Below are 22,214 nucleotides of genomic sequence, written 5' to 3'. Positions count from 1 at the left end.
CTTGGAGATCTTGGACGGCTGCCAACCGGCGGCGCTGGCGAACTCCCTGCCGGAGTAGCCGGCGCGCTCCCGAAGTTCGCGGAGTCGATCGCCGAATTCGAGCTTGTGCCGTTCGGGTGTGCTCACAGGTTCATCTCGTCGGGTCAGGGGGTCAGGGCCGTTTCAAAGGGTGCCGCATGACTCCAGGCGATCTCGCGCCACCTCCTGTGCTTCGCCACGGTGCCGGCATCGTCGACCAGTTCGGCGGCGATCATGCCGTGGTCGTCGAAGTGCATGATCGCGACCAACTCGTCGTCGAACAACCAGAAGTCGTGATCGGGCAGGTTGTGCTCGACGGCGGCCGTGGTCGACATGACGCGGATGTCTTCGCCCGCCGTGGCGTTGCCCGGTGCCGCGAACATCTCGAACCGCAGGTAGTCGGTCAGCGGCTCGGTGAGCACCCGCACCCGTTCGAAGCGCCGCCCCGCTGCGGTTGCCTGCCGGACGTTAGCCAGCCAATCCGCAGTGAACGACATGTCGGGCGTTTCGCCCGCGAGGAACTGCCGGAACGCCTCGGCCTCGTGTGGTTCCCGGTACTCGGGTTGGCATTCCCAGCGCCAGGCCGAGCGCGTGAAGATCTCGAACAGCCGCCCGAAGTCCGCGCCGCGTACGAGCCGGGTCATCAGGTGTCCTTCGGTGCGAACCGCAGCAGTCCGGCGGGAATCTCGACCGCGGTTTCCGTTTCCGGCATGCCTCGCTCGCGAAGTGCTGCAAGGGCTTCCGGGTCGTCGATCTTGTAGCCCTGCACGACAAAGGTGCCACGGTCGGTGGCGTACAAGTTCGGGCACGAGCCGTTGATGCTGGTAGTCCCCAAGAACGTGAGCTTCATAGCCCCTCCAGATTGTCGAAACATCGAGCATCCTGCAAGCAACTGAAGCAATGGTCAACGCCCAATCGAGGGTCGTTCACGGCCCTGACTCCACTCGACGCAGGATGACTACCCCGGTTGGGCGTAGTTGCTCAGAAATTTCTCGAATTGCTTGATTCGTTGCTCGGTTGGGCGTCACAGTCATCGCCATGACCAGCATTGGCGCGACGTACCAGCCGCACCCCTTCCATTGGGTTCCGGCTGATGGTCAGCGGCACGCGAGCGCTGACAAGCACCCGCCGGGCGCGTCGATCTACCCGGACGGCACTGAGATCACGACGCTGTGCGAGCAGAGCCTCACCGCCGAGACCAGCGACACCGCGTGGTTGTGGGGCACCTGCCCGGATTGCAACGCCGCGGTGCGGACGCGCGTCGGGCTGCCGCCGATGGCGAGTGCACGATGACCCCGGAGGAACGCCAGAAGTTCGCGAAGCTCGCGACGACGATCCGGGGCGCGATCTTTGCGCTCGGGTACGCGGTCGACGACATCGAGGCGGGCCGCTGGAGTTCTGCCGAACTGCTGAACCTGGCGAAGAGCATGGACAAGCTGGGGGAACAGCTGCGCGGTAGCACGGCGATCGAGAGCAGCCGCGTTGTCGTCGACTCGGTGAGGGCAGACCGGTGACGGCCGCATTCGTCGCAACGGCCCTGCTGGGAATTGGCGGGCTCGCGTTGTGGGCGACGTTCTACTACGCCCCGGCCCGGCACGCCGGTAGCGGCGAGGGCGCGTTGACGGTCGCCTACCTGGTGGCGCGAGTCGACGCGGAAACCCGCGGCCATGGCCGGCACCGTTTGCGCGAGCCGGTCGTGATGCGCGGCGACCTCGCCGACGCGCTCGCTGTCGAGGAAACCCGACATCTACCGCTGATCGAGACCGGCCTACCGGTCGACGACCACGAGGCGATGCAACAGCACCCGGGAATGGTGCGCCGTCTGCTGGTCGCGCTGCGATCCCTCGCCATCTGACTCGGTGGGGGCGCCGCAGTTTCCCCCCGACCGGTGCCCCCACCGTCACCACGTGCCCAAGTGCCACCAACCCCCAGCGGCGGCCGGGCACACCGATGGTGTCGGGCTGCGGAAGCCCCCCGACGTGGCCCGGCTCCATCCTCTCCAGCTCCCCGGCGCGGCGCGGGTCGCGGATTCGGGACGGACCGCTGGTCCGAGCGCCCCGTGACAGGGGTCGACGCGCGGCAGTTGGGCTGCAACCGGCCCCGGTCCGCGCCGGGGAACCCCTTGCCGATCCAGCCAGAAAGAAAGGAGGACACCAGCGCGGGCAGTGCGCCCGCTGCTCATCGATCCACCGGCCGAAGTCAATACACGTACTGGCAGGAGGACCACATGACCGCTGTCATCGAGCAGACAGCAGCACGAACCCTGATCGACCCCACGCTGTTCGACCGGCTTACCGCCCGCATCGCCGGCGAGCACCAGGTGCCCATCGACTACGGCGAACGCATCATGGACCAGGCGCTGGCGTTCCTCGCCGTCTCGGCTGACCACGTGAGCGAACCGCTCGCGCCGACTCCCGAGGTCGACAAGGGCTGGCACGCCTTCATTCTCTACACCCGCGAGTACGCCGAGTTCTGCAACCGGATCGCGGGGCGGTTCATTCACCACGTGCCCAACGACGCCCCGAACGCGCTACCCGGCAGGGACACCCCCGCTGCAGCTCGGGCCCGTACGGTGAAGGCGATCCAGCGCGCCGGCTACCTGGTCGACGGCGAGCTGTGGACCGACGTGGCCGCCAAGTGCTCGCCCGGTGACGCCGAGGACGGTTGCTGCGCGGCATCAGGCGTCGACGGCAACGAGAACACCGAGAATCAGACGCCACCACCGGTCAGGTAAGGAGACGGGCCGACGTGACCACCTGGCAAGAACTACCCGAGCACGTACGGGACGCCGTAGAAGGGCACGTCGGCCCCGTCTCGGCGGCCACCGAGATCACCGTGGGCCGCAACAGCGACCTCGCCGCAGTGCTGGACACCAGCGCCGGGCGGGTGTTCGTCAAGGGCGTCGAGGGCGTCAGCCGCCGAATGCGGTTCCTACGCAACGAAATCACAGCCGGGCAACTGGCGGCCGGCATCGCGCCCGCGGTGGTGTTCGCCGAAGACGTCGGCGAGTGGCTGGTGGTCGGATTCGAGTACCTGCCCGGCCGACCGGCCGACCTTTCCCCTGGTTCGCCGGACCTGCCGCACGTCGCCGAGGTCGTCGACCGGCTCGGCGAATGCCCCGCGATGGAACTGCGGTCGCTGCGGGATCGATGGGGCGCTGCCGACTGGTGGGGCCGCCTCGCCGAGCAGGCACCCGAAGTGGTGCAGGGCTGGGACGTTGCGGGCATGCGGCAGTGGGCGGCGCAGCTGCCCGAGCTGGCCCACGGCGACCGGCTCACGCACACCGACTTGCACGGCGAGCAGTTCCGCATCGAGCCCGACGGCGCGGTACACGTGATCGACTGGGGCTTTCCCGGAGCCGCAGCCCCGTGGGTCGACGGCGCGTATCTGGTGTTACGGCTGGTCGAAGCAGGCCACGAGCCCGGCGCGGCGGAAGCATGGGCGCACGCCAACCTGACTGCGTTCGCAGACATCACCGGCGAGCACCTGACCTCGTTCGCCGCGTACCTGGCGGGCATGTGGACTCACTGGGCCATCACGAAGAACGGGCCCGGGATGCAGCACCGGGCCCGACTCGCCCGCAACTATGCGATGTGGCGGCTCAGTGCTGCACCTGCGACTGCGGGCCGTCGATGACTGCCGCAACCACAGTCCGGCGGGACGCGAAAGGCCGTGGGGCTCGGCATGGTCCGAGTCCCACGGCCATCCAGCAGTGCCCGATCTAACCGCGATTGCGGAAGATCGCGGGCCCGATGCACATCGCCAGCGAGGCCAGCGCGCCGGCCGCGGGCCCGGCGACTGTCTGCAGCAAGGACGTGGCGACGGCTCCGTCACCGGACAACGCGCTGATCAAGGCGATCACGAGAGCGACGACCACGATGACGCTGAGCACGATGCACGCGACCAGGCCCAGCTTGTAGCGCAGCTTGCGCTCCTGGAGAGCCTCCAGCCGGTAGAGGTCGCCTCCCTGCGGGGAATCGTTTTCCTGAATGTGCTGCTGAAGTGCCTCCGGGCTTGATCCGTTGGGGGAGTACCACGTCACTGGGGGCGGCGCGGCGAGGTCATCGTCAGAGTTGAACATCGGGGCGTTCATGTCCGGCCCCCCAGAACCCCGGTCCGCGCCGGTCCGGCGAGGACTTTCGGGCAGGTCGCCGATGTCGGGGAGGGCGTCCCGGCCCACGGGGTGCTTGAAAGCACCTGTGGTCTCCAATCCTGTTCAGGGCCAGCAGCTCGGGGGCGACTGACCAGGTTGTAACTGTGTTAGCCCGATCCATGGGGGGATCGGGTACGGCGATGCTACCAATCCATTACGGATTGCTGAAGGTATCACTACTTACTGTAGTCGCAGTAGTTTATGGTTCATCCCCATGGATGGCATGCACTGGGGCTGTATCTCGCGCGCATGCATGCCATACTGATCACGGCTCCAAAGTTGTTCACGCGAGTGGGGCATCTTTCGGCGATCGGGGAACTCGCGTGAAGCGAAGGAAAGGGGGACCAGCGATGCCTACGCCTGCAGGGCGTACGTCGCGTTCCGGCCGTGACAAGGCGCCAGAGGCTTCGGCCGAAGGCGGTTCCACTGCGGCCCGGGGCAGCAAGGTCACTATCAACATCAACGTCGAAACTGAGCAAGCGCTGCGGACGCTGGCCGAGCGTGAAGGGGTCAGCATCACCGAAGCAGTACGCCGTCTGGTCGGGTACGGCGAACTGCTGTGGCGCACAACCAAGATCGACGGCGATGAGGTGTTGATCCGCCGAGGCGGCAAGGAACTCGAACGCATCCACCTCATCTGATCCGCAACACTTCGGCGCCCCGAAAGAGGGCAGGCGGAAGCCGGAGAGCTCAAAGACCAAGACGCGGCCGTGACGCTGAGCAAAGAAGCCCGTCACGGCCGTTGTTCATGCCCGGGATCACCCGGAAACTACGAACGCGCCCCGCGTCGAACCCGATCAGGGCTACGACGCGGGGCGCTTCCGTCCGGTGCGCGCCTCGTTGATCGATTTCCGTAGCGCTGCTTCGAGGTCCGACATCGGTTCCGCGACCGCCCCTGCCTCGGGCGGGCGCCCGGCCAACTTGTCTTCGATCCGCGCTTCGACTGCGTCCCGGTAGCGGTCTCGCCACTGCTCCGGGTGGAGATCGCCCGACATCGCCTCGACCAGTGTCCGGGCCATCTGCCGCTCGGCGGGCTGCGGCGCGGCCCCTGCCGGGGGTACGTGGTCCGAGGCGGGGTTGATCTCGTCCGGCCAGTACAGCAGGTACGCCACCAGTAACGCGCCTTCCGGACGCAGCAGCCCCAGGCGCTCACGCTGCCGGAGCGCGAGCATGCCAAGCGCGCCGCGCTCGGTCTCCATAAGCACGTCACGCAGCAGGGCATAGGCGCGTTCGGCGACCTGTTCGGACCGGACGTAGTAGGCGCGGCCTATGGCCACCGGATCGATGTCCTTGATCGGCACGAACTGGTGGACTTCCAGCCGACGGGCGCTGGTCAGCGGCAGGTCGTCGAAATCGTCGTCGGTGAGCGGGACCAGGTGGCCGGCGTAGTCGTAGGCGCTGGCGATTTCCGTGAGTGGGACCTCGCGGTTTTCGGTCTCGCAGAACTTCCGGTAGCGGATGCGCCCGCCGCACCCGGCATGGATCTGGTGGAAGCTCACCGAGCGGTCCCGGGTCGCGCGGTGCAGAGTGCAGCCGATGGTGACCAGTCCGAAGGAGATCGCTCCGGTCCAGACCGCGACCATGCGCCCACCTGCTGACGTGACGTTGTGGCGGTGATCGGGGGCTTGCCGGGGTGGGTCGTCGTCGATGGCAGTGGACTGACAGGCCCGCTCCGAGCCCTTCCGCCCCGGACAGCTCGCGCCGGTCTCCCGGCACGCCCGATCCTCGGGCACGCCGCTAGGATTGCGGGAGGGCACAACGTCCCCACTGGGTGCGGCGACGACCTCCGATGAGCCCGTGCCGCTGTTCCTGCACATAGAGGTGCCAGCCGAGTAGCCCTGCTGCGCGTTCAGCGTCTGCGCTCCACCTGAGCGGCTATTACTTTAACCATCAGACTAAAAATGACGGAAAGCAGAAGAAAAGAAACAAGAGCGATACCCCAGATTAATGCGCCTAGCCAGCCGAAGGCCCACCAGAACACGACTGCCAAATAACATGCGGCCGCCAAAGTCAGCATCGCAAGAGAAGTTCGCACAAGCTTCTGCGCCTGTCGATATTTCTCGTAGGCATTACGTTCTTCCATGCCCGGTATGGTTACATTTGATGCTGATTTCTCCGGTTTTTGATTTTCGATAGCCCGTCGAGCAGTGCGGCACCATAGCCATCCCACGCCAAGCGCGCTGGCGGTTGCGAACGCAAACATGAACAGAACAGCGAACAAATAACGTGGTACTTCACTTGCGAAACGTGTACTAAGAGCTCCAACTCCTAGGGCCATGAGCGCCGCCAGCGCCACACCCATCACCTCGGCGTGTCTTTCCGAGGCTTTCAGGCGGGGTTCCAAATCGCCGACATTTAGCGGGCTTGAATGGCTCATGGTTACGGACTCGCCGCCCTGCAGATCTCGAAAATCAAGCTTTGGACCCGATTAGCGGGCATACCTGCTGACAGATTGAGAAAAATATACTCAGAAAGGATTACTATCCGGTCGGGTGTGAGATTTACTTCGTGCTCTTCAGCCTGAGCTAAGGCTTCCAGCGTGAGGTTGAGGGCGACGTCAGCGAGGCGTCTATTTCCGGCCGTGCGCACAGGCAGTTCGGCCGCCTTGGCTTTCCTGATGCCTCGGTTGATGCCCCGCCTGATCAAACGTCTCTGATCTTGAGACCGTTGTGGCGGAATGCGGCGTGTCATAAGCCCCCCAAAGCGTTCCCTATCGCACGCACCTGCACAAATAGTGCGCCGACAGAGTGGCTCTCGCGACTTGACAGCGTTACTAGGGCGTCGGCCGCTGCCCTGACCGAGCACGCGGTTATCTTGCCCCTGCCAGCACTAGGAGCACCCCATCCGACCGGCCGAGCCGGAAGGATGCGGGGCCGGCAGCCGGGGGCCGGGGAGGTTACTCGGCCGCCGCGCGCTGGTCCAGCGTGTAAACGGGCTGCTTGGTAGAGCCCATCAGCAGCCGGACCAGCAGCGGCGGCAGGTACGGCTCGATCCGCCGCAGCAGCGCGTAGACGGCGGCGAGCACGAGCGGCACGACGAGCGTGGGCCCGGCGTCGCCGAGCCCGTCGACGAGCCACGTGGGGGCGCCGAGCGTGACCAGGTACGCGACGAGCGCGGACCAGGCGGCGGGAACGATCGTGCGCAGCCAGGCGGTGAGCTGGTCACTCATGCGGCGGCCTCCCGCCCGGCGAGACGCTGCGCCAGCTCGGTGACGATCGCCTCGGCCTGGTCGGCGTTGTCCGCGCCGAGCGCGACGCGCACGGACTCGGCCACGACCGGGCCGACGACCTCGGCCAGCACCGGGCGCAGCGCAGCGGCAACTGCGGCGGGGTCGGACTGCCCAGCCGCGTTGATCAGCGGCGGGAGTTGGTAGACCACGCCGTCGATGTTGCGGACCGCGTCGATCGCCGAAACCTGCACCTTGGAACCCGGCACCCGCGAGGTCTGCGGGGCGAGCAGGGCGTTGTGCAGGTCCACCAGCATCGCGACTACGGTTCGGGGGCCGACGGCGGTGTCCCAGCCGGACGGGCGGCCGTTCTTCCACGGGCCCAGCAGCTCGTTGTCGATCCGGCGCAGGATCGCATCCTGTTCGGGGGTCAAGTCGTCCTCCTGGGAGTTGGCCGCGGCGACGTCGCGGCGGAACTGGTCGAGGTCCACCCGGCCGGGGTCGATCTTCCCGGTCACGGAGGTTTCGCGGTGCCCGCGCGCGGCGTCGGCAGGACGGCCGAGCTTGGCCAGCACCGCCCGCGTCGCGCGCACCGCGGCGTTGTACTGCTCGGGACTGGGCGACTGGTTGACGCCGTGGTAGTCCCACTCGAACCCGACGTAGAGGGTGTTCCCGTCGCCGGCGGGGTTCGGGCCGGACGCGCGGGCCTTCCCGGCGTGGTTCGCGCGCCCGGCGGCGATGACGTGCACGGTGCCGTCGTAGCCGATGACGGCGTGGCACAGCGGGCCGTCGAGGTCCGGTCGGCCGTCGATGCACATCTGCACGGTCGGCGCCGGCCGTGCGTAGGACGCGGGGGTGGCGGTGTGGTGCTCGAGCACGCCGACCGGGCGCGGCTGCGGCCCCGAGGCGGTGCGGGTTCGCCATCCCGGGGTTTCGACGACGCGGAGCCCGGCGGCGCGCAGGACGTCGGCGAGCCAGACGAGCGGTAGTGCCAACGTGATCACCTCGTGGTCGTTGGTGTCGTGGATCCGTCCTCAGCGGACGGTGAGCCGGGTTCGGGTGGTGCTGTGGAACCGGGTTCGACGCAGCCGACGCCCTTGTACGTGCTCACGCCGTTGGGAGCGAGCAGCAGCACCGGGCGGAGCTCATAGCCGTCCGGGCACGTCGGGCCCGGATCGCCTTGCGGGCCCTGGGGACCGGGCGGCGGCGGGTTCGCGGCGAGGTAGCGGGCCACGGCAGCGTCGATCTCGTCGGCGGTCGGTGGGCGGCCGGGCTCGCCGTCGGCGCCGTCGCGGCCGGCCGCCGGTGGGTTGTCGGCGAGGTAGCCGGTCACAGCCGTGTTGATCTCGGCGGCGGTGGGCAGCCGTCCCGGCTGCGGAGGCGTGACCGTGAGGTACTCGGCGACGGCGGCGGTGATCTGGTCGAGCGTCGCCGAGCGCCCGGCCGGCGGTGGGTTACGGCGCAGGTAGTCGGCAACCGCAGCGGCGATGTCGGCGCGCGACACCGCCGGCGGTTCCGGCTCCTGGCGGACCTCGGCCGCGACTTTGCAGGCGTCGCCGACGCGGGCCGCCACGCTCGGATCGGTACGGCAGAGCTCGGCGAGCGGGTCGGCGACGGCGCGGGCGTCCTGTGCCGACTCGGCTGCCTGCTGCTGCGCCTGTGCGCGTTGGTCGGCCTGCTCGTTGGCGCGAACCTGCGTGAGCACCTGGGCGCCGACGAGGTAAGCCAGCAGCGCCACAGCCACGGTCAGCAGCAGTAACCGGGTCCGGTTGAGCCGTCGCGTCATGGCGCATTCCCCCTTGCGCGGCGCGCCAGCTCGGCGGCCTGGTCCTCGGCACGGCGGCGCTCGTCGCGTTCGGCGTCGAGCGCCAGGTGCAGCTCGTCGATCTGCTTGCGCAGCGCGGCGACGTCGTCGCGGAGCTCGCGCAGTTCGGCGTCGTGGGCCTCGGCGATCCGTGTGAGCTCGGCGGCGTGGCGTGCTTCGGCGGCGTCGAGCGCGGCCCGGTAGTCGCCGCGATCGCTGGACGCGTGGCGCATGACGTAGACCAGCAGAGCCAGTAGCGCGCCCGCGCCGCCGAGCTGTGGCCACGACTGCATCGCGGCGGTGATGGCCGCATCCACGGATCACCCCCAGAACTTGGTGGTTGGGTGTCCGAATCCGGGGTCAGGACACGTAGAAGTCGGAGAACGGGGCCAGCCCGGTCTTGTTGGTGCGGGTGGCGTCCACGTACCAGCCGCCGCCGTCGTTGCGGAGTATCACGGTGGTGCCGGGCACGTACGTCAGCGACGAGGGCTGGCTGTTCGGCATCAGCAGCCACAGCGAGGTGCCGTTGAGGATCGCGGTGGCCGGGATGCTGTGGGCGTCGAGGAATGCCTGTGCTTCGGCCGCCGTGCCGCTGCTGGTCCAGTCGAGGGCGACGAAGGTGGTGGGCGGCTGCACGTATCGGGGGTAGGACGGTGTGGTCACGGGTTTCCTCCTGGTTAGGGGCCGATCCACGTTGCCGAGAGCAGGTTTCCCTGGGCCCGCCAGACTTGGACGGACCCGCCGCTGGTCCAGCAGGCGGCGTAGATCGACACGGATTGGTTGGCGCTGAGCGTGATGCGGGCGCTGGATGAGATCGCATCGGATACCGCGGCGTTGAGTCCGTACTTGACGCCTGAGGGTGTGTTCGCGGCGGTGGAGACGGCGAGGTAGATCGCCCGCATGGCCGATGAGCCTCCGACGAACTGCACGCCGAAGTTGAACAGCCACTTGCCCGCCACGGTGGGGGTGAAGGTTCCCGCGTTCACCGAGCAGCCGGCCGCGGTGCCGACGATCACGCCGATGTCGGTGATCTTCACCCCGGCGTTGCCGCCCCCGGACGCGTTGTTGATGGTGACGCCACCGGATTCCGAGTTGTTGTCGGTCCAGCTTCCCGAGTAGGCCGCGGCGCGGGCTTGTCCTTGCAGGGTGGTGATGTTGCCTTCGGCGGTGGTCATGCGGGTGCCGAGGCTGTTGATCGACGTGGTGTGACCGGTGAGGGTCGTCGTGGCGTCTGTGATCGCCGCCGTGTTGGTGTTGACCTGGTTGATGAGCGGGTTCCAGTCGGCGGACGCGTCAACGACCCACCCGTTTTGACGTGTTGGCAGGGCCATCGAGGTTTCCCCCTGTCAGGCAAGGATTGTGGACGTTCCCAGCACCCCGTAGACCGGATCGCCGAGGATCCATTCGGCGGGCCGGTTGATCAGCTTCAGGGTGTAGGTGTCGGTCAGCCCGTCCGAGGACAGGCTGCGCCGGATACCGGTGATCACCGCCGTCAGCGAACCGCCGAGCGGCCCGGCGTCGGTGATCTCGATGCAGTCGCCGAGCTGCACCCGCGGGTCGCCGGGCACCGTGATGTCCTCGACGAGCGGGATCGGGTTGCGCGCCATGTCCGCCAGCAGTTCGCCGGCGATGTAGGTCATGGCGGCGTGCGACTGCGTCCACGAGTTCATCGGCATGTCGTAGGGCTGATACCCGTTGAGCGCGATCGACTCGGCGTCGCGCACCTTGTACTCGATCTCCGGCTGTTCCAGCAGCACCACGCCCGCGATCCGCAGCGTGTACTGCAGGCTTCGCCCGTCGCGCTGCGACCCCGGCGGGTGGGCGGCGTCGATGACGCCGTTGGAGATCTGCACCGCGTAGGCGTTGTTCTGGTTGAAGATCGCGAGGTACAGCGTGTTCTGGCTATCGATCCACACATCGACGGTCGGTTTGGATCCGGGCTCGGTGCCGTTGGCGGCGTGCACCGCGCACACCCCGTGCACGATGTCGTCCTTGCCGTCGCCCCACGTCGCCGAGGTGATGAACGGGATGGTGTTGCGGCCGATCGTGGTGGGCCACAGCATCGACCGGACCTCGGGCCAGATCGTGATGCTCGGTATCCCGTTCTTCGGCTGCGCGGTCAGATCGTCCAGCGCGGCGTAGGTCGTCTGCACCGGGTCGCCGGTGCGCTTGTCCCATACCGTGGTGTCCTTGGACGCGTCGAACACGGTTTTCGGGCCCACGGTGTAGGGCTTGATCTTGCCCCGGATGACGTTCGCGACGTTGTCGGTGGAGTCGGTGATGGTCAGCCCGCCGAACTGCGACGCGTCGAACTCGCGGTCCGCTACGGCCTTGGCTTCGCGCGCCGAGGCCATGTTGCGGAACTGCACCACGCCGAACTCATCGACGTACAACGACCCGAATTCGGTGTTCGCCAACTCCTTCAGGATGTCCCACGACGGTCGCTCGATGAACTCGGGGACCGCGGTCAGCCGGTTGTGCGACTGGTCCAGGCGCGCGCTCGGGGCGAAGTCCGCGGGGAACGCGGTGATCATCGGTGTTGTCGTGGAGTAGGTCTGGATGTTGGTGACCGGCGCGAACGCCTGGCACTGCACCCACACCGGCCATTCGATGTAGGGGTACGGCGGGAACGGCGCCGCCGCGGTGTAGGCGGGGTACGCGCCGGCCAAGGTCGTGGTCTCCCACTGCCCGCCGTCGAGCTGCAGCCGGAACGTGACGCCGGTCGAGGTGAAGCTGCATTCGCCCTGCACCGTGTGCCAGCCGGTGTCGGCGATGGTCGTGGGGTGGGTGACGGTCTTGTCGTAGCTGTTGGTGCCGTAGAAGTTCTGCAGCTGCAGCACCAGCCGTCCGGAGCTGTTCAGCCGCAGCGACAGCGCGCAGTTCTGCGCCGTCTCGTAGCCGGACGGGATGTCGATGCCCAGCGGCTTGCCGTTGAGCCACTGGATCAGCAGCACCTCGCCCGATCCGGCGCGCTTGAACCGAAACCCCAGCCCGACGGTGTTGCCGACGTTCGGCCGGGGGATGCGGTTGCCCGCGGTGTTGCCCGACGTGGAGAACTCCTGCCCCTGCGGGTCGAAGTACATCGGCTCCGTTCCGCCGCCGGTCCATCGCCACTGGCCGGACGGGTTGTAGAGCGTGCTCGACGACGCCAACCCGACCTCGGGGCACGTGCTGCCGTGCAACGTCGCCGAGTAGCACGCGCCCGGATGCGCCGCCGGCGTCTGGTAGTAGCCGTTCGCGCGCAACACGCGGTCCATCACCCAGTGCGCGGAGAACATCTGCCCCGTGTCGGTGCCGCGCACATCACCGAACGCGGGCAGCCACACCGGCCGCAACAGGTCGTTGACCTCGTCGCAGATCACCGACACCTCTTCGTGTTCGGCGGAGGTCGACGAGATCCGAATGCGCCCGGTGAACTGCCGCAGCGAGCGGGGCCCGGACGGGGTGTGCACGACGATGGAGTACCGAACCGGGGTGTTGCGGATTGTCCGCCCGTACAACGGGGATTCCGGTGCGTACCGCGAGAAAATCACGTTCGCGGTCGGCTCGCCCGGCTCACGTCGCCCCACGAGCGTCAGCTTCAGTTCGCTTGCGGCGGTGCCCTCCACGATCGTCGTTGACGGAGGCAGCGCCCCCGTCAACGACCGTTCGACGCTGCTGGGGGACACCAGCGCCGATAGGTCGCTGTAGGGGTGGGCGAACTGGCCGTCACGGTCCCAGTCGATGAGCAGTTCGTGTTCGAAACTGCGGTGGTTGGCCAGGATCGCCGCGGCGAGCTCGGCGTCATCGGGGAACTGCACCCCTACACCTCCAACAACGTCAGACCCGCATCGGACATCGGGTAGTAGGGGCTGGTCTCGGTGAGCTGGTTGACGACGACCAGCGGACTGCCGCCGCCGAGGTCCCATTCCGTCGCGGCCCCTGCCGCCTCCAACTGCCAGCCGGAGGTGTGCACCGCGCCGGTCCCGGCCGAGGCCGACAGCTGCGCCATCGCGTAGGCATCACCGGCCGCGGCGGTGTGCTGCACGGCCAGGCGCACCCATCCGGCCCCGGACGTCGAGGTCCCGGCGACGGTTGCGGTGGGGTTGCCTGCTGCGTCGAACACGACCAGCTGCACCTGCACGGCCCGGTCGACGGTGCCGCGCACGTAGGCCGACAACGTGACCTGCTCGCCCGGCAGTACGGCGCCGGCGCGGGCCGGGGACCGCTCGGTGAGCAGCCCGCCGCCGTCGGGCGGGGTCCATTCGATGCTGCCGCCGCAGACCTCCACCAGGTCGGGCGCGGTTTCGCCGGAGCGGTACACCGGGCCGTCACCGAGCAGCGGCAGCTGCCTGCGCGCCGGGGTCGCCCCGCACGTCGACACCGCCAGCGCCAGCCGGTTGGGCACCATCGGATCGATCAGGCGTAGCTGGTCCGGGATCGCCCGGTGATGCAGCGCCCGCAGCCGACGCAGCTCGGACCGATACCGCCAGTCCAACGCGAATTCCCACGCACGCGAGAATCCAAGGGTGTCCACAGTGGGCGTTCCATCCACTGCGGTGTGGATACCGCCGATTCGGGTCGACGAGCGGGGGATGCCCGCGCCCGGCTCGGTCAGCTGCACGAGCTGACCGACCGGGCCGAGCCAGAACGCGTCAGTACCCACCGGGCTACCTCCGTCGCGCATTCGATTTGCGGACCATCCGGGCGAAACCGTCGGCGTCCACACGCATGTCGATCACCATGCCGTCCAGCGCGGCCCGCATCGTGTCCAACGACACGCTCGGCACGCCGACCGGCGTGGCCTGCCCGGTGCTCGATGTCCGCAGCTGCGCGGCAATCCCGCCGTCGGCGTACCGCCTCATCAGCTGGTACCCCATCCGCCGGGCCGTTTCTTCTAGCAGTGCAGACGAGCGCCGAGACGAGTTGATCGGGATGTACGCCTCGTCATCCCGGATCCGGTCGCCGACGATGCGCCACGTGTTCGGCGGCACGATGTCGGCGAGCCCGGCGCGCATCGGCGTCAACCGGTGGATCCCGCCGGCCGCGTAGGCCGTCGCGATCCCGCCGCGGGCATAGTCGAGCCCCTTGACCGGGCCGACGAAACCGGGGAACCGGCTCGTCATCTGCGCGCGAACCTGCAGGTACAAGGTGGTGTTCTTGTACCGGTCGATGAACCCGTTCAGCTGCCGAGCTGCCCCGGCGGTGTCGGCGATGATCTCGGTCCGCCCGTCTGGGAAGGTGTTCACCATGTAGCCGAGCTCGTTCAATCGGCGCACCGCTTCGGTGGTCACCGTCTGCATGATGGTGATCCGTCGCTCGGGTACGGCTTCCACCTTGGCTTTCAGGAACTCGGCCTCGATCTGCGCGGCCTTGATATCGGGCTGCGGAAACAACGTCGGAACGTTGCTCGGGATCAGCCCGTAGTGATCGGCCAACAGATCCGCCTGCTCACGGTTCAGCCCCATCTGCACTGCCTGGTCGACGAATGCCTGACGGGCCCGCTCCGCGGCTTGCCGCGCCGCTTCGTTGGCTGCCGGAACGTCCTTGCCTGCGGCCAATGCGGCATCGCGGGCAGCGACCGCCATGTCAGCCATGCTCTGCCGCTGATCCAACACCGACTCACGGAAACGTCGCCCGGTTTCCGTGGTGGTATTGACCGCCCCATCGAGCCCGACCAGCGACGCCAAATTGCCGCCCGCGGCTTGGCCGGCGGCCTCCATAGCATCGCGGACCCGGTCGGTCGACTCGTGCAGATTCGCTTGCGCCTCTTCGGTGGTCAGCGCTTCGCCTGCCAACGCGCCCAACGCCTGATCGAGAGCGCGCACCTTCTGGTCGGCGTCGGAGGTGTTGTCCTTGAGCACCCCCATGGCCTCGGCGAAGTTGCGTCCCGCGTCGGTGGCGGTCAGCACCGTCTGCTTTACGGTGCCGGCTGCTGCCGCCAACGCTCGGTTCGCTTCCTCGGCCTCGCCAACTTGCCCGGTGAACGCCATGAACTGGTCACGGGCGTATTGGGCGGCCAGCCCCTCGGAGTCCAAGGTTTGTTTCGACCCGCCCCCGGTGTAGGGGTTGCGTTCGGTCATCGTGTGTTGCTGGATCAAGGCGTTGTAGGCGGCCACGACCTGGTCGATCGCGGTTTGTTCGCCCATCAGGGCTCGCGTCCAGACGCCTTGGTCGACACCGAGCTGCTTGTATCCCTGCAGCAGGTTGTCGTTCGTGCCCGCCAACTGTTGCTGCTGAGCGTCGAGCAGCCGTTGCGAGCGAATCGACTCGGTCATCACGCCGTTGGACTCACGCAACGCCTGAGCCAAGCTCTGCACCTGCTGCTTGTGCTGCTCCGCGGCCTGCTCAGCTTTGGCCTGCTGATCGGCCAGGAAGCCGAGCCCGACGACGGCGGCGCCGATCGCCAAGCCCCAGGGCCCGCCCAGAGCGCCGACGAGTCCCCCGATAGCCGAGCGGAGGCCAGAGCCGAGCGCGGCAGCTGCGCCACCAGCGCGCGCGACCAGCCCGCCGAGTACGTTGCTGGCTCCGGTCACGGCCGGGGTCAGCCGACCGAACGAGTCGCCGGCGGTGGCCGCGGCGGTGGCAACGGCGAGGTTCGCGCCGACGGTGTCGTGGATGCGCTGCGACGCGCTGCGGTAGGCGTCGGCCATGCGCCCGATCGCGGGGATGCGCGATTCGAGCGCCGCGGCGGCGAGCCCGACGCGGCCGATGCTGGTCGCCATGATCTGCGACGAGCCGGTCAACAGCGCTTGCTGCAGCCGGATTTCTTCGCCCATCGCCCGGAACGGCGCGGTGACGCGGTCGCGCACGGTGGCGCCGACGGCTTCCAGCTGCGGCCGAGCGAGCCGGTAGGCGATCATCGCCAGTAGGCCAGCTTGAACCGGCGCGGGCAGGTCGCCGAAAGCCTGCACCAGCCCGCCGACGACGTCGCCGATCGGTTCGAGCAGCTGCGTCGTGGTTGTGGCTGCGTCGCCCGCGAGCTCGATACCGCCGGCGAGGATCCCAACAGCCCCGCCCGCAGTGACCATCTCGCCGGTCACGTCGGCGACGCCCTGCGCGATCGGGGCGAGGGTGTCGGCGACGTTGTCGATGACCTCGGCGGCGTCGCGCCACAGGTCCATCGATGTGATGGCGTCGAAGATCTGGGGGCCGTAGTGCCCGGCGGCGTCCACGGCGCCCTGCAGTCCGTCGATGACGTTCTGCCCGTATTGGTCGATCGCCTCGGCGCTGCCGCGCACCAGTGCCTCAAGCGGGCCGTCGATGACGCCGTAGACGCCGAGCGCGAAGGTTTCGAGCTGCGACTGCAGCCCGTCCATCGCTCCGCCGAGGCCCTTGGTCTTGGCGGCGGCGAGGTCAGCGGCCCCGCCTTGGCGGCCGACGGCGATGGCCATGCGGTCGAATGCCTCGGCGCCGCTGTTGGCGAGCGAGTTCGCCACGGTCATGCCCTCGTTGCCGAAAGCGGTCGCCGCGGCGCTCTGGAACTCCTGGTCGGTCATCCGACCCTTGGCCGCGGTGAGCTGGGCCGTGATCTCCCGAAGCCCAACGAACTTGCCCTGCTGGTCGAATGCGGACAGGCCGAGCTCGTCCATGGCCTGCTTGGCTTGCTTGGACGGTGCGGACAGCGACGCGAGCATGCCCCGCAGCGACGTGCCCGCCTGCTCACCGAGGATGCCCTGGTTGGACAGCAGGCCGATCGCGGTGGCGGTGTCGTTGATGTCGATCCCGAGGCTGCGCGCTACGGGGCCGACGTACTTCAGCGCGTAGCCGACGTCCGTGATCGATCCGGCGGCGGCGTTGGCGGTGTTGGCGAGCACGTCGGCGACGCGGCCCGCCTGCTCGGCTTCCAAGCCGAACTGGTTGAGGGCGGTTGCCTGGATCTCGGCGGCTTGCGCGGCGTCGACCTGTGCGGCGGCAGCGAGCTGCAGCGTGCCGCGAGCGGCGGTCATCGCCTCGTCGAGCGTGAGTCCGCCCTTGGCCAGCTCGACCATCGCCGCAGCGGCGTCCGCCGCCGACGTGGCCGGCAATGTCAGATCCGAACCGAGGTCGGTGGCGATGGCGCCGACACGCTGCATGTCGGCGCCGGTCGCCTGCGTCACGGCCTGCAACTCGTTTAGGTTCGACTGGTACTCGTTGCCGAGCTGGACAACCTTGGCCAGTCCCGCAGCTGCGGCGGCGGTACCGGCGACCAGGCCCAGCGACAGGCCGCGGCCGAGAGTGTTCGCGATGCCCGACACGTTGCGGCCGGCCTGCTGCAGCTCGGCGCCCATCTTCGCGGAGAACCCTCGCAGGTCCGGCTCGACGAGGATGTCGATTGCACCACCGGGCACGGCGTCACCTCCAGGTCGTCACAGGCCCAAGATCCGATCGAATTCGTCGCTGGACACTTGGCGTTTCCCGCCGTCGTGCTCGCGGGTCTGGTACTGCGCGACGTCGTCGAGGTAGGCCTGTAGGCGTTCGTCGGCGACCTCGGCCGGGCGCAGCGCCACCGGCGGGATCAGCGGGTGCGGGGGTGGTTTGATCCCGTCCCGCTTTGCCTGGGCCCGTTCCCGTTTCACGTGCGGGTCGTCGGGGTCCGTCGTGCGGTCGATCCACGCCAGTTCGAGCCAGTACGTCAGTGCTTCGTACAAGCGGGCGGTGTTCTCTTCGTGCCACCCCCACCCACCGGCGACCTTGCGGTGCAAGGCCGATCCGGGGGTGTGGATGGTTTGCCGCACCATCGCCACGAAATCCACGGCGGGCAGCTCGCGGAGCGCGGCCCGTAGTGGTTGGTGGTAGTAGCGCGGCCAGTCGGCGAGGGCGGCGTCCCACCAGTCGCTTAGGACTGCGGTGAGGACGCCGAGGATTCCCCCTCGGCCCCGCCGTCGTCGTGCTCGTCCTCCGGTAGGCGTTCGAGCACGCCAGCAACCTGCATGATGCGGCGGTAGATCTTGCGGACGTGTTCCACCGGCAGGATCGCCAACTTGTCGTCGATCTCGCGGGCCGACTCATCGCCAACGAGCATCGCGAGCGCTTCCATCTGCCGCCCGTTTGCGGACTTGGTGAAGAACTCGACGACCTCATCGCTGGACAGGTCGCGGCGTACATCGAAGGCGATGCCGGCGACAGTGACCCGCCGCGGTTTCAGCGCCCGCGCCGTGAACAACGCGTTCAGGTCGAGGGGTTCGTGGGTGCCTTGCGTCATCGCTTACGGATCTCCTTACGCGGCCGGGGTGGTGACGGTGACGACGTTCGACGGCGCCGAACGGTTCTGGCGGGCGTCGCGAGCCACGACGTACATCGAGTACTGCGTGGAGGCGGTCAGGCTTGACACGGTCGCGCTGGCCGTGGCCGACGTGGTCCGCAGGTCGTTGTTCACGAACACGTCGTAGGAGACGACGGCGGCGTTGTCGGTGGACGGGGTCCAGGTAAGCGGGACCGAGGTCGCGGTGACGGTGCCCGCGGTCAGCCCGGTGGGGGCGCTCGGCGGTGTGGCGTCGCCGGCGGTACCGGACAGTGGGTTGTAGGTGGTGAACTTCCGGATTGCTCGGCCACCGGACGCGGGGGCGAGCGGCGAGACCTCCAGGTCCCAGCCCTCGACATCCTCGCCGTTCAGTGCCTCGGTGGGGATGTTCGCGAGCTCGCCGCGCTCGATGTAGTAGGCCTTCTTGTCGTCGCCGTCGTAGACACGCAGGATCAGCGCGAATTCGGGGTCGTTACCGTCGATCCACTCGAACATGCCCGAGCCAGCGGAGGTCTCAGTGATGGTGCCGCCGTTGAGCAGGGTCAAGGTGGTAGCCACGGAGTTGTCGACCGGGCGCAGTGCGATCGACGGCTGCGGTGGGTTCTTCCGCACCCGGTACGCGGCGCCGCTGCGGTTGTTCCACACGTCGAGGTTCTGCGTCTCGCGCTCGGTCTCGATCTGGAAACCCGCCTTGATGCCACCGAAGGCGTCCCAGCCGGGCAGGTTGCCGGTCCAGATGTCGGTGGGCAGTGGCGTGCCCTTGGGCGCCCGGAATGCGTCTCCGTCCAGCCACAGTCGGGACTTGGACGAGTCGATGTGCGTGCTCATGCAGTGTCCTCCTGCACTCGATCCCGCCCGTGGCGGGCACTTTCAGAAATAGGGGCGCCTTGTTGGTCCGGCCCGCCCGCCAAGGCACCCACCCACGGGCGGACCGGGATCAGTGGTTGTGCACCGTCAGCTCGGCGCGAACCAAGGCGCGCAGCAGCGCCGTTGCGGTGCCACGGGATGTGTCCGCGACGCCTTCCACCGGGCCGTCGACCACGCGCGCGGAGTAGTCGATGCTCGACCAGCGGACGTTGGCAGCGCCCGCGAGCACGCGCGCGGCTTCCGCCGCCACGCGCCACGCGGCGGCGGTCGGGTCGACGGTGGTCATCGACGCCGGCGCCCATCCGTCGACCTGCACCAGCGGCCGGAACGCGACGTTGCCCGCGAGCGGGAAGTTGCCGACCAACCGCAGTTGCGCGAACGGGCCCGTGATCGTCGTGGGCGAGGTCGGGGCGCAGTAGCCGCCGCAGGCTGCGGAGAACTCCGCATCGGCCAGCAGCAGCGCCCGCACCGCGCCAGGAACCCACGGCAGCGCTGCGGTCATCGCGGCGTCCACCCCCGATACCGGCCGCGTTTACGGGCCGCGTCGGTGAGCACCGCGTGCGCCGCGGTGTCCAGCGTCCCGTATTCCTTGTGGATCGCTTCCGGGTCGGTGTCGACCAACCGCACCTCGTTGCCGTCGACCTGAACGCCGATGCCGTCACGGTATTCGCCAGTGCGCACCGGCGCGTCGGCGCGCGCGTCGGCCGCGGCTTCACGAGCGATGCGGCCACGCTCATCCGTCGATAGCCTGCGTGCCTCGGCGAGGGCCTGCGCGTTGAACACGCGCACCCGTACTCGTGCCATCAGCGCACCCCCTGCCAGTCGGAGACGAGCTGCAGCCACGCGGCGCGGTAGAGCACGGCGCCGGACAGCTGCGACTGCCGGTCGGCGACTTCGCCGATGACGCGGTACCGGATTCCGTCCGGGCCGATCACCGTGGACTCGGCCGTGATCGTGGTGGCCGGGCGGACCAGCAGCAGGAAGTCAGCGACCACCGTGGTCTGGTTGGCCTGGTACTCCTGCTGCGATCGGATGTCACGCTGGGCCAGGTATGCCCGTGTCGTCACCACTGTCGCGGGTCCGGGCCGGGCGCTTCCGGTTGTCGGATCCACCACCGGCGGGCCGGGCGTTTCCACCGTCACCGGAGTCAGCATCCGAGGCGCCAGCATCGGTCACCTCCGTGTACGTGCCGGCCGCGATGCCCTCGCGGACCACCTTGGATTCGCGGGCAGCCCACACGCGGCGGCCGTCCTTGTCGCGCACCACCGCGACGTTGTCGTTGGTCATGGCCTTCCCATCGGTCGATATGCCAGAGGGTGAGTCATCTCGAACACGCCCGGCAGCGGCGCTTGCGAACACAGGCCGCGTAGCTCGTCCTCCTGGTCGCTGGTGAACATCCCCGTGGTGGAGTCGACGCGGTAGCCGTACTCCGGGTACTGCTCGTACGTCACGCCGGGCCGGATGGTGGACGCCGCAAGCACCGCACGGCAGACGATCGCCTTGGCCGTGCGGAGCACGTCAACGTCAGTGCTGGTTGCCAGGCACGGCGCGAGGCGGCGTGCCTCGGCGAGCGCATCGCCGACCAGCTCGATGATGCGCGGTTCGTCGGCGGCGGTGATCGTGCCCGCCTCCGCGCGCTTCTGCACGTCGTCGAACGTCACGTCCAAGGGCACGATCGCCACCCCCTTCACTCGCTCGACGTCGCCGCCGGGTCCACCACCGTGGATTCGCCGGTCTCCACGTTTCGGGTGATCGTCACCGGGGTGCCGTCGGGCCGGGTCGCGGTGTAGGTCTCGATCCGGTCGTTGGCGGTGTCGCGCTCGGTGGTCTCCACCGGTAGCGGCTTCACCGCGTTCACGGTGAGGTGCCCGCCCTCCGCCGCGGCGGCCTTGTCGGGCGTCACCGACGTTGCCCGCTCGGCGGGGTCGGTCGTGTCGGCCGGTGCGTCGCCCGGCTGCACCGTGGACGGCGCGTCCACGTGGTCGTCGAGGCGGGTCTGCTTGCGCGTAGCCATGTCGATGTCCTCCTACGTCAGCCGTTGAGCACGCCACGGAGCCGAGCCGCGCCGCGGCCGAACACCGCCAGGCCGCAGTAGAACTCGATCCGGGTGCGGTAGACGGGCTTCTCCTGCAGCTCGCCGAGGTCCTTGACCATGACGCCGCCGTTGTTCAGGCCCGTGACGGCCTGGTCGCCCTCGTCCTGCCCGAACTTGACCGCGTAGATGCTCGACGCGTTGGTGGCGGTGCCCTGCGTCTCGGTCAACGGCAGGATGTCGCCGCCAGCGAGGTTCTGGCCGGGATCCAGCAGCGGAATGCCGTTCCACGTCACGATCCGCTTGCCGGTCAGGTCTTCGCGGATGGTCTCGACACCGCCCGAGCGCCGGCCCGCGCTCTTGACCTTCGCGATGATCTTGCCGTTGGCGTAGAGCGCCCCGTTTCCGGCGGAGAGGCCGGGGACCGCGGCCACGAGCTCGTCGAGCTTGTCGAAAAACGCGTGGATGTCGGTGGTGGTGTCGCCGACTACGGGGGATCCGTTGGTGGCGGTGTCGATGACCTGCGGGCCGGTCAGCCGCTTCCGCAGCCCGTCGAACCCCTTCGAGTTCACGGTGACGTCGCCGTTGAAAAACGTGTCCTGGTACAGGTAGGACGCGGCCTTGACCTTCAGCCGGGTCTGCACCGCGCGCTGGTCGTTGAGGTTGCCGCGGGTCTGCACGATGAACCGGTCCACGTCCGCGTCGCCGCCGAGGATGACCAGGGATTCGGTCTTCTGGTTGACCGTGCCGGTGGACTCCACGTATGCCTCGTTCACCGACCGGAACGCCACGCCCGGCAGGGCGGCCTCGACGTTGTAGGCGTAGGCGTTGCCCTCGATCGGCATCAGGGGCAGCCGGTCCAGCACCGGGGATTCCTGCACGAACGTCTCGATCACGCCGCGCTGCAGGTCGTTCTGCGACAGCAGCGCGGATTCGGCAAGGGTCACTGCCATGACGGGTTACCGTCCTCTC

The 22,214-nt window shown here is 68.4% G+C and carries 31 protein-coding genes; 6 read left to right on the top strand and 25 right to left on the bottom strand.

What is annotated here, in order from left to right; all coding sequences use genetic code 11:
- The 3 genes from ACWEV3_RS41100 to ACWEV3_RS41090 form a co-directional block, all read right to left on the bottom strand.
- The coding region (locus ACWEV3_RS41100; protein ID WP_452619096.1) for a helix-turn-helix domain-containing protein at nucleotides 1-126 on the bottom strand (126 nt) is incomplete at its 3' end.
- 17 nt (nucleotides 127-143) lie between these two features.
- Nucleotides 144-662 (bottom strand): DUF6879 family protein, encoded by a 519-nt coding sequence (locus tag ACWEV3_RS41095; RefSeq protein ID WP_452619092.1) that lies wholly within the window; start codon nucleotides 660-662, stop codon nucleotides 144-146.
- Nucleotides 662-868, bottom strand: a complete 207-nt coding sequence (locus tag ACWEV3_RS41090) for a hypothetical protein (RefSeq protein ID WP_358574528.1) — start codon at nucleotides 866-868, stop codon at nucleotides 662-664. The genes ACWEV3_RS41095 and ACWEV3_RS41090 overlap by 1 nt, the downstream gene beginning before the upstream one ends.
- 188 nt (nucleotides 869-1,056) lie before the next feature.
- Between ACWEV3_RS41090 and ACWEV3_RS41085 the strand changes: the two genes are divergently transcribed.
- From ACWEV3_RS41085 to ACWEV3_RS41065, 5 genes are all read left to right on the top strand, one after another.
- Nucleotides 1,057-1,311: a zinc finger protein gene (locus ACWEV3_RS41085; protein ID WP_358574526.1), complete on the top strand. Its 255-nt coding sequence runs from the start codon at nucleotides 1,057-1,059 to the stop codon at nucleotides 1,309-1,311.
- Nucleotides 1,308-1,532, top strand: coding sequence for a hypothetical protein (locus tag ACWEV3_RS41080; RefSeq protein WP_358574524.1), 225 nt, complete (start codon nucleotides 1,308-1,310; stop codon nucleotides 1,530-1,532). The genes ACWEV3_RS41085 and ACWEV3_RS41080 overlap by 4 nt, the downstream gene beginning before the upstream one ends.
- Nucleotides 1,529-1,873, top strand: a complete 345-nt coding sequence (locus ACWEV3_RS41075) for a hypothetical protein (protein WP_358574522.1) — start codon at nucleotides 1,529-1,531, stop codon at nucleotides 1,871-1,873. Before ACWEV3_RS41080 ends, ACWEV3_RS41075 begins: the two co-directional genes overlap by 4 nt.
- Before the next feature lie 372 nt (nucleotides 1,874-2,245).
- A complete protein-coding gene (locus ACWEV3_RS41070; RefSeq protein WP_358574520.1) occupies nucleotides 2,246-2,752 on the top strand; it encodes a glycine-rich domain-containing protein in 507 nt (168 codons plus the stop codon).
- A gap of 14 nt (nucleotides 2,753-2,766) precedes the next feature.
- Nucleotides 2,767-3,654, top strand: a complete 888-nt coding sequence (locus ACWEV3_RS41065) for a phosphotransferase family protein (protein ID WP_452619091.1) — start codon at nucleotides 2,767-2,769, stop codon at nucleotides 3,652-3,654.
- Nucleotides 3,655-3,739: 85 nt separating this feature from the next.
- Here the strand turns inward: ACWEV3_RS41065 and ACWEV3_RS41060 are convergent, their stop codons facing one another.
- Nucleotides 3,740-4,099 (bottom strand): hypothetical protein, encoded by a 360-nt coding sequence (locus ACWEV3_RS41060; protein WP_358574516.1) that lies wholly within the window; start codon nucleotides 4,097-4,099, stop codon nucleotides 3,740-3,742.
- 422 nt (nucleotides 4,100-4,521) lie between these two features.
- On the opposite strand from ACWEV3_RS41060, the gene ACWEV3_RS41055 reads away from it, so the two are divergent.
- Nucleotides 4,522-4,812, top strand: a complete 291-nt coding sequence (locus tag ACWEV3_RS41055) for a hypothetical protein (protein WP_358574514.1) — start codon at nucleotides 4,522-4,524, stop codon at nucleotides 4,810-4,812.
- Nucleotides 4,813-4,974: 162 nt separating this feature from the next.
- Here ACWEV3_RS41055 and ku read toward each other — a convergent pair whose 3' ends face one another.
- The 21 genes from ku to ACWEV3_RS40950 all read right to left on the bottom strand — a co-directional run bounded on the left by ku (nucleotide 4,975) and on the right by ACWEV3_RS40950 (nucleotide 22,195).
- Nucleotides 4,975-5,754, bottom strand: coding sequence for a non-homologous end joining protein Ku (gene ku, locus ACWEV3_RS41050; protein WP_452619090.1), 780 nt, complete (start codon nucleotides 5,752-5,754; stop codon nucleotides 4,975-4,977).
- 266 nt (nucleotides 5,755-6,020) lie between these two features.
- On the bottom strand, nucleotides 6,021-6,467 hold the full coding sequence (locus ACWEV3_RS41045; RefSeq protein ID WP_452619089.1) for a hypothetical protein: 447 nt from the start codon (nucleotides 6,465-6,467) through the stop codon (nucleotides 6,021-6,023).
- A 600-nt stretch (nucleotides 6,468-7,067) separates the two neighbouring features.
- Complete coding sequence (locus ACWEV3_RS41040) at nucleotides 7,068-7,340, bottom strand: hypothetical protein (protein WP_452619088.1); 273 nt, start codon at nucleotides 7,338-7,340, stop codon at nucleotides 7,068-7,070.
- Nucleotides 7,337-8,332: a peptidoglycan recognition protein family protein gene (locus ACWEV3_RS41035; RefSeq protein WP_452619087.1), complete on the bottom strand. Its 996-nt coding sequence runs from the start codon at nucleotides 8,330-8,332 to the stop codon at nucleotides 7,337-7,339. The genes ACWEV3_RS41040 and ACWEV3_RS41035 overlap by 4 nt, the downstream gene beginning before the upstream one ends.
- Before the next feature lie 5 nt (nucleotides 8,333-8,337).
- Nucleotides 8,338-9,123, bottom strand: coding sequence for a hypothetical protein (locus tag ACWEV3_RS41030; RefSeq protein ID WP_452619086.1), 786 nt, complete (start codon nucleotides 9,121-9,123; stop codon nucleotides 8,338-8,340).
- Nucleotides 9,120-9,458 (bottom strand): hypothetical protein, encoded by a 339-nt coding sequence (locus ACWEV3_RS41025; protein ID WP_452619085.1) that lies wholly within the window; start codon nucleotides 9,456-9,458, stop codon nucleotides 9,120-9,122. The genes ACWEV3_RS41030 and ACWEV3_RS41025 overlap by 4 nt, the downstream gene beginning before the upstream one ends.
- A gap of 43 nt (nucleotides 9,459-9,501) precedes the next feature.
- Nucleotides 9,502-9,804 (bottom strand): hypothetical protein, encoded by a 303-nt coding sequence (locus ACWEV3_RS41020; RefSeq protein WP_452619084.1) that lies wholly within the window; start codon nucleotides 9,802-9,804, stop codon nucleotides 9,502-9,504.
- A 14-nt stretch (nucleotides 9,805-9,818) separates the two neighbouring features.
- Nucleotides 9,819-10,472 carry a hypothetical protein gene (locus ACWEV3_RS41015; protein ID WP_452619083.1) on the bottom strand — a complete coding sequence of 218 codons (654 nt, stop codon included), beginning with the start codon at nucleotides 10,470-10,472 and terminating at the stop codon, nucleotides 9,819-9,821.
- Nucleotides 10,473-10,487: 15 nt separating this feature from the next.
- Nucleotides 10,488-12,941, bottom strand: a complete 2,454-nt coding sequence (locus ACWEV3_RS41010; RefSeq protein WP_452619082.1) for a hypothetical protein — start codon at nucleotides 12,939-12,941, stop codon at nucleotides 10,488-10,490.
- Between the two features lie 2 nt (nucleotides 12,942-12,943).
- Nucleotides 12,944-13,786 (bottom strand): phage head spike fiber domain-containing protein, encoded by an 843-nt coding sequence (locus ACWEV3_RS41005; protein ID WP_452619081.1) that lies wholly within the window; start codon nucleotides 13,784-13,786, stop codon nucleotides 12,944-12,946.
- Between the two features lie 4 nt (nucleotides 13,787-13,790).
- Nucleotides 13,791-17,450, bottom strand: coding sequence for a phage tail tape measure protein (locus ACWEV3_RS41000; RefSeq protein ID WP_452619080.1), 3,660 nt, complete (start codon nucleotides 17,448-17,450; stop codon nucleotides 13,791-13,793).
- 18 nt (nucleotides 17,451-17,468) lie between these two features.
- On the bottom strand, nucleotides 17,469-17,855 hold the full coding sequence (locus tag ACWEV3_RS40995) for a hypothetical protein (RefSeq protein ID WP_452619079.1): 387 nt from the start codon (nucleotides 17,853-17,855) through the stop codon (nucleotides 17,469-17,471).
- Between the two features lie 83 nt (nucleotides 17,856-17,938).
- The gene (locus ACWEV3_RS40990) at nucleotides 17,939-18,304 is read right to left on the bottom strand and encodes a hypothetical protein (RefSeq protein ID WP_452619078.1); all 366 of its coding nucleotides are present in this window, start codon (nucleotides 18,302-18,304) and stop codon (nucleotides 17,939-17,941) included.
- 15 nt (nucleotides 18,305-18,319) lie between these two features.
- A complete protein-coding gene (locus ACWEV3_RS40985; RefSeq protein ID WP_452619077.1) occupies nucleotides 18,320-19,171 on the bottom strand; it encodes a fibronectin type III domain-containing protein in 852 nt (283 codons plus the stop codon).
- A 109-nt stretch (nucleotides 19,172-19,280) separates the two neighbouring features.
- Nucleotides 19,281-19,712, bottom strand: a complete 432-nt coding sequence (locus ACWEV3_RS40980) for a hypothetical protein (RefSeq protein WP_452619076.1) — start codon at nucleotides 19,710-19,712, stop codon at nucleotides 19,281-19,283.
- Nucleotides 19,709-20,014: an HK97 gp10 family phage protein gene (locus ACWEV3_RS40975; protein ID WP_452619075.1), complete on the bottom strand. Its 306-nt coding sequence runs from the start codon at nucleotides 20,012-20,014 to the stop codon at nucleotides 19,709-19,711. Before ACWEV3_RS40975 ends, ACWEV3_RS40980 begins: the two co-directional genes overlap by 4 nt.
- Nucleotides 20,014-20,277, bottom strand: coding sequence for a hypothetical protein (locus tag ACWEV3_RS40970; RefSeq protein ID WP_452619074.1), 264 nt, complete (start codon nucleotides 20,275-20,277; stop codon nucleotides 20,014-20,016). Before ACWEV3_RS40970 ends, ACWEV3_RS40975 begins: the two co-directional genes overlap by 1 nt.
- A complete protein-coding gene (locus ACWEV3_RS40965) occupies nucleotides 20,246-20,497 on the bottom strand; it encodes a hypothetical protein (RefSeq protein ID WP_452619073.1) in 252 nt (83 codons plus the stop codon). Before ACWEV3_RS40965 ends, ACWEV3_RS40970 begins: the two co-directional genes overlap by 32 nt.
- A complete protein-coding gene (locus ACWEV3_RS40960) occupies nucleotides 20,494-20,871 on the bottom strand; it encodes a hypothetical protein (protein WP_452619072.1) in 378 nt (125 codons plus the stop codon). Before ACWEV3_RS40960 ends, ACWEV3_RS40965 begins: the two co-directional genes overlap by 4 nt.
- Nucleotides 20,872-20,897: 26 nt before the next feature.
- Entirely contained in the window at nucleotides 20,898-21,224 is a 327-nt protein-coding gene (locus ACWEV3_RS40955) for a hypothetical protein (RefSeq protein ID WP_452619071.1), read from the bottom strand.
- A gap of 17 nt (nucleotides 21,225-21,241) precedes the next feature.
- The gene (locus tag ACWEV3_RS40950) at nucleotides 21,242-22,195 is read right to left on the bottom strand and encodes a major capsid protein (RefSeq protein WP_452619070.1); all 954 of its coding nucleotides are present in this window, start codon (nucleotides 22,193-22,195) and stop codon (nucleotides 21,242-21,244) included.
- Nucleotides 22,196-22,214 lie beyond the last annotated feature (19 nt).

This window comes from Saccharopolyspora sp. NPDC003752, from assembly GCF_053605825.1.
This window is presented reverse-complemented; position numbering and strand designations above follow the sequence as displayed.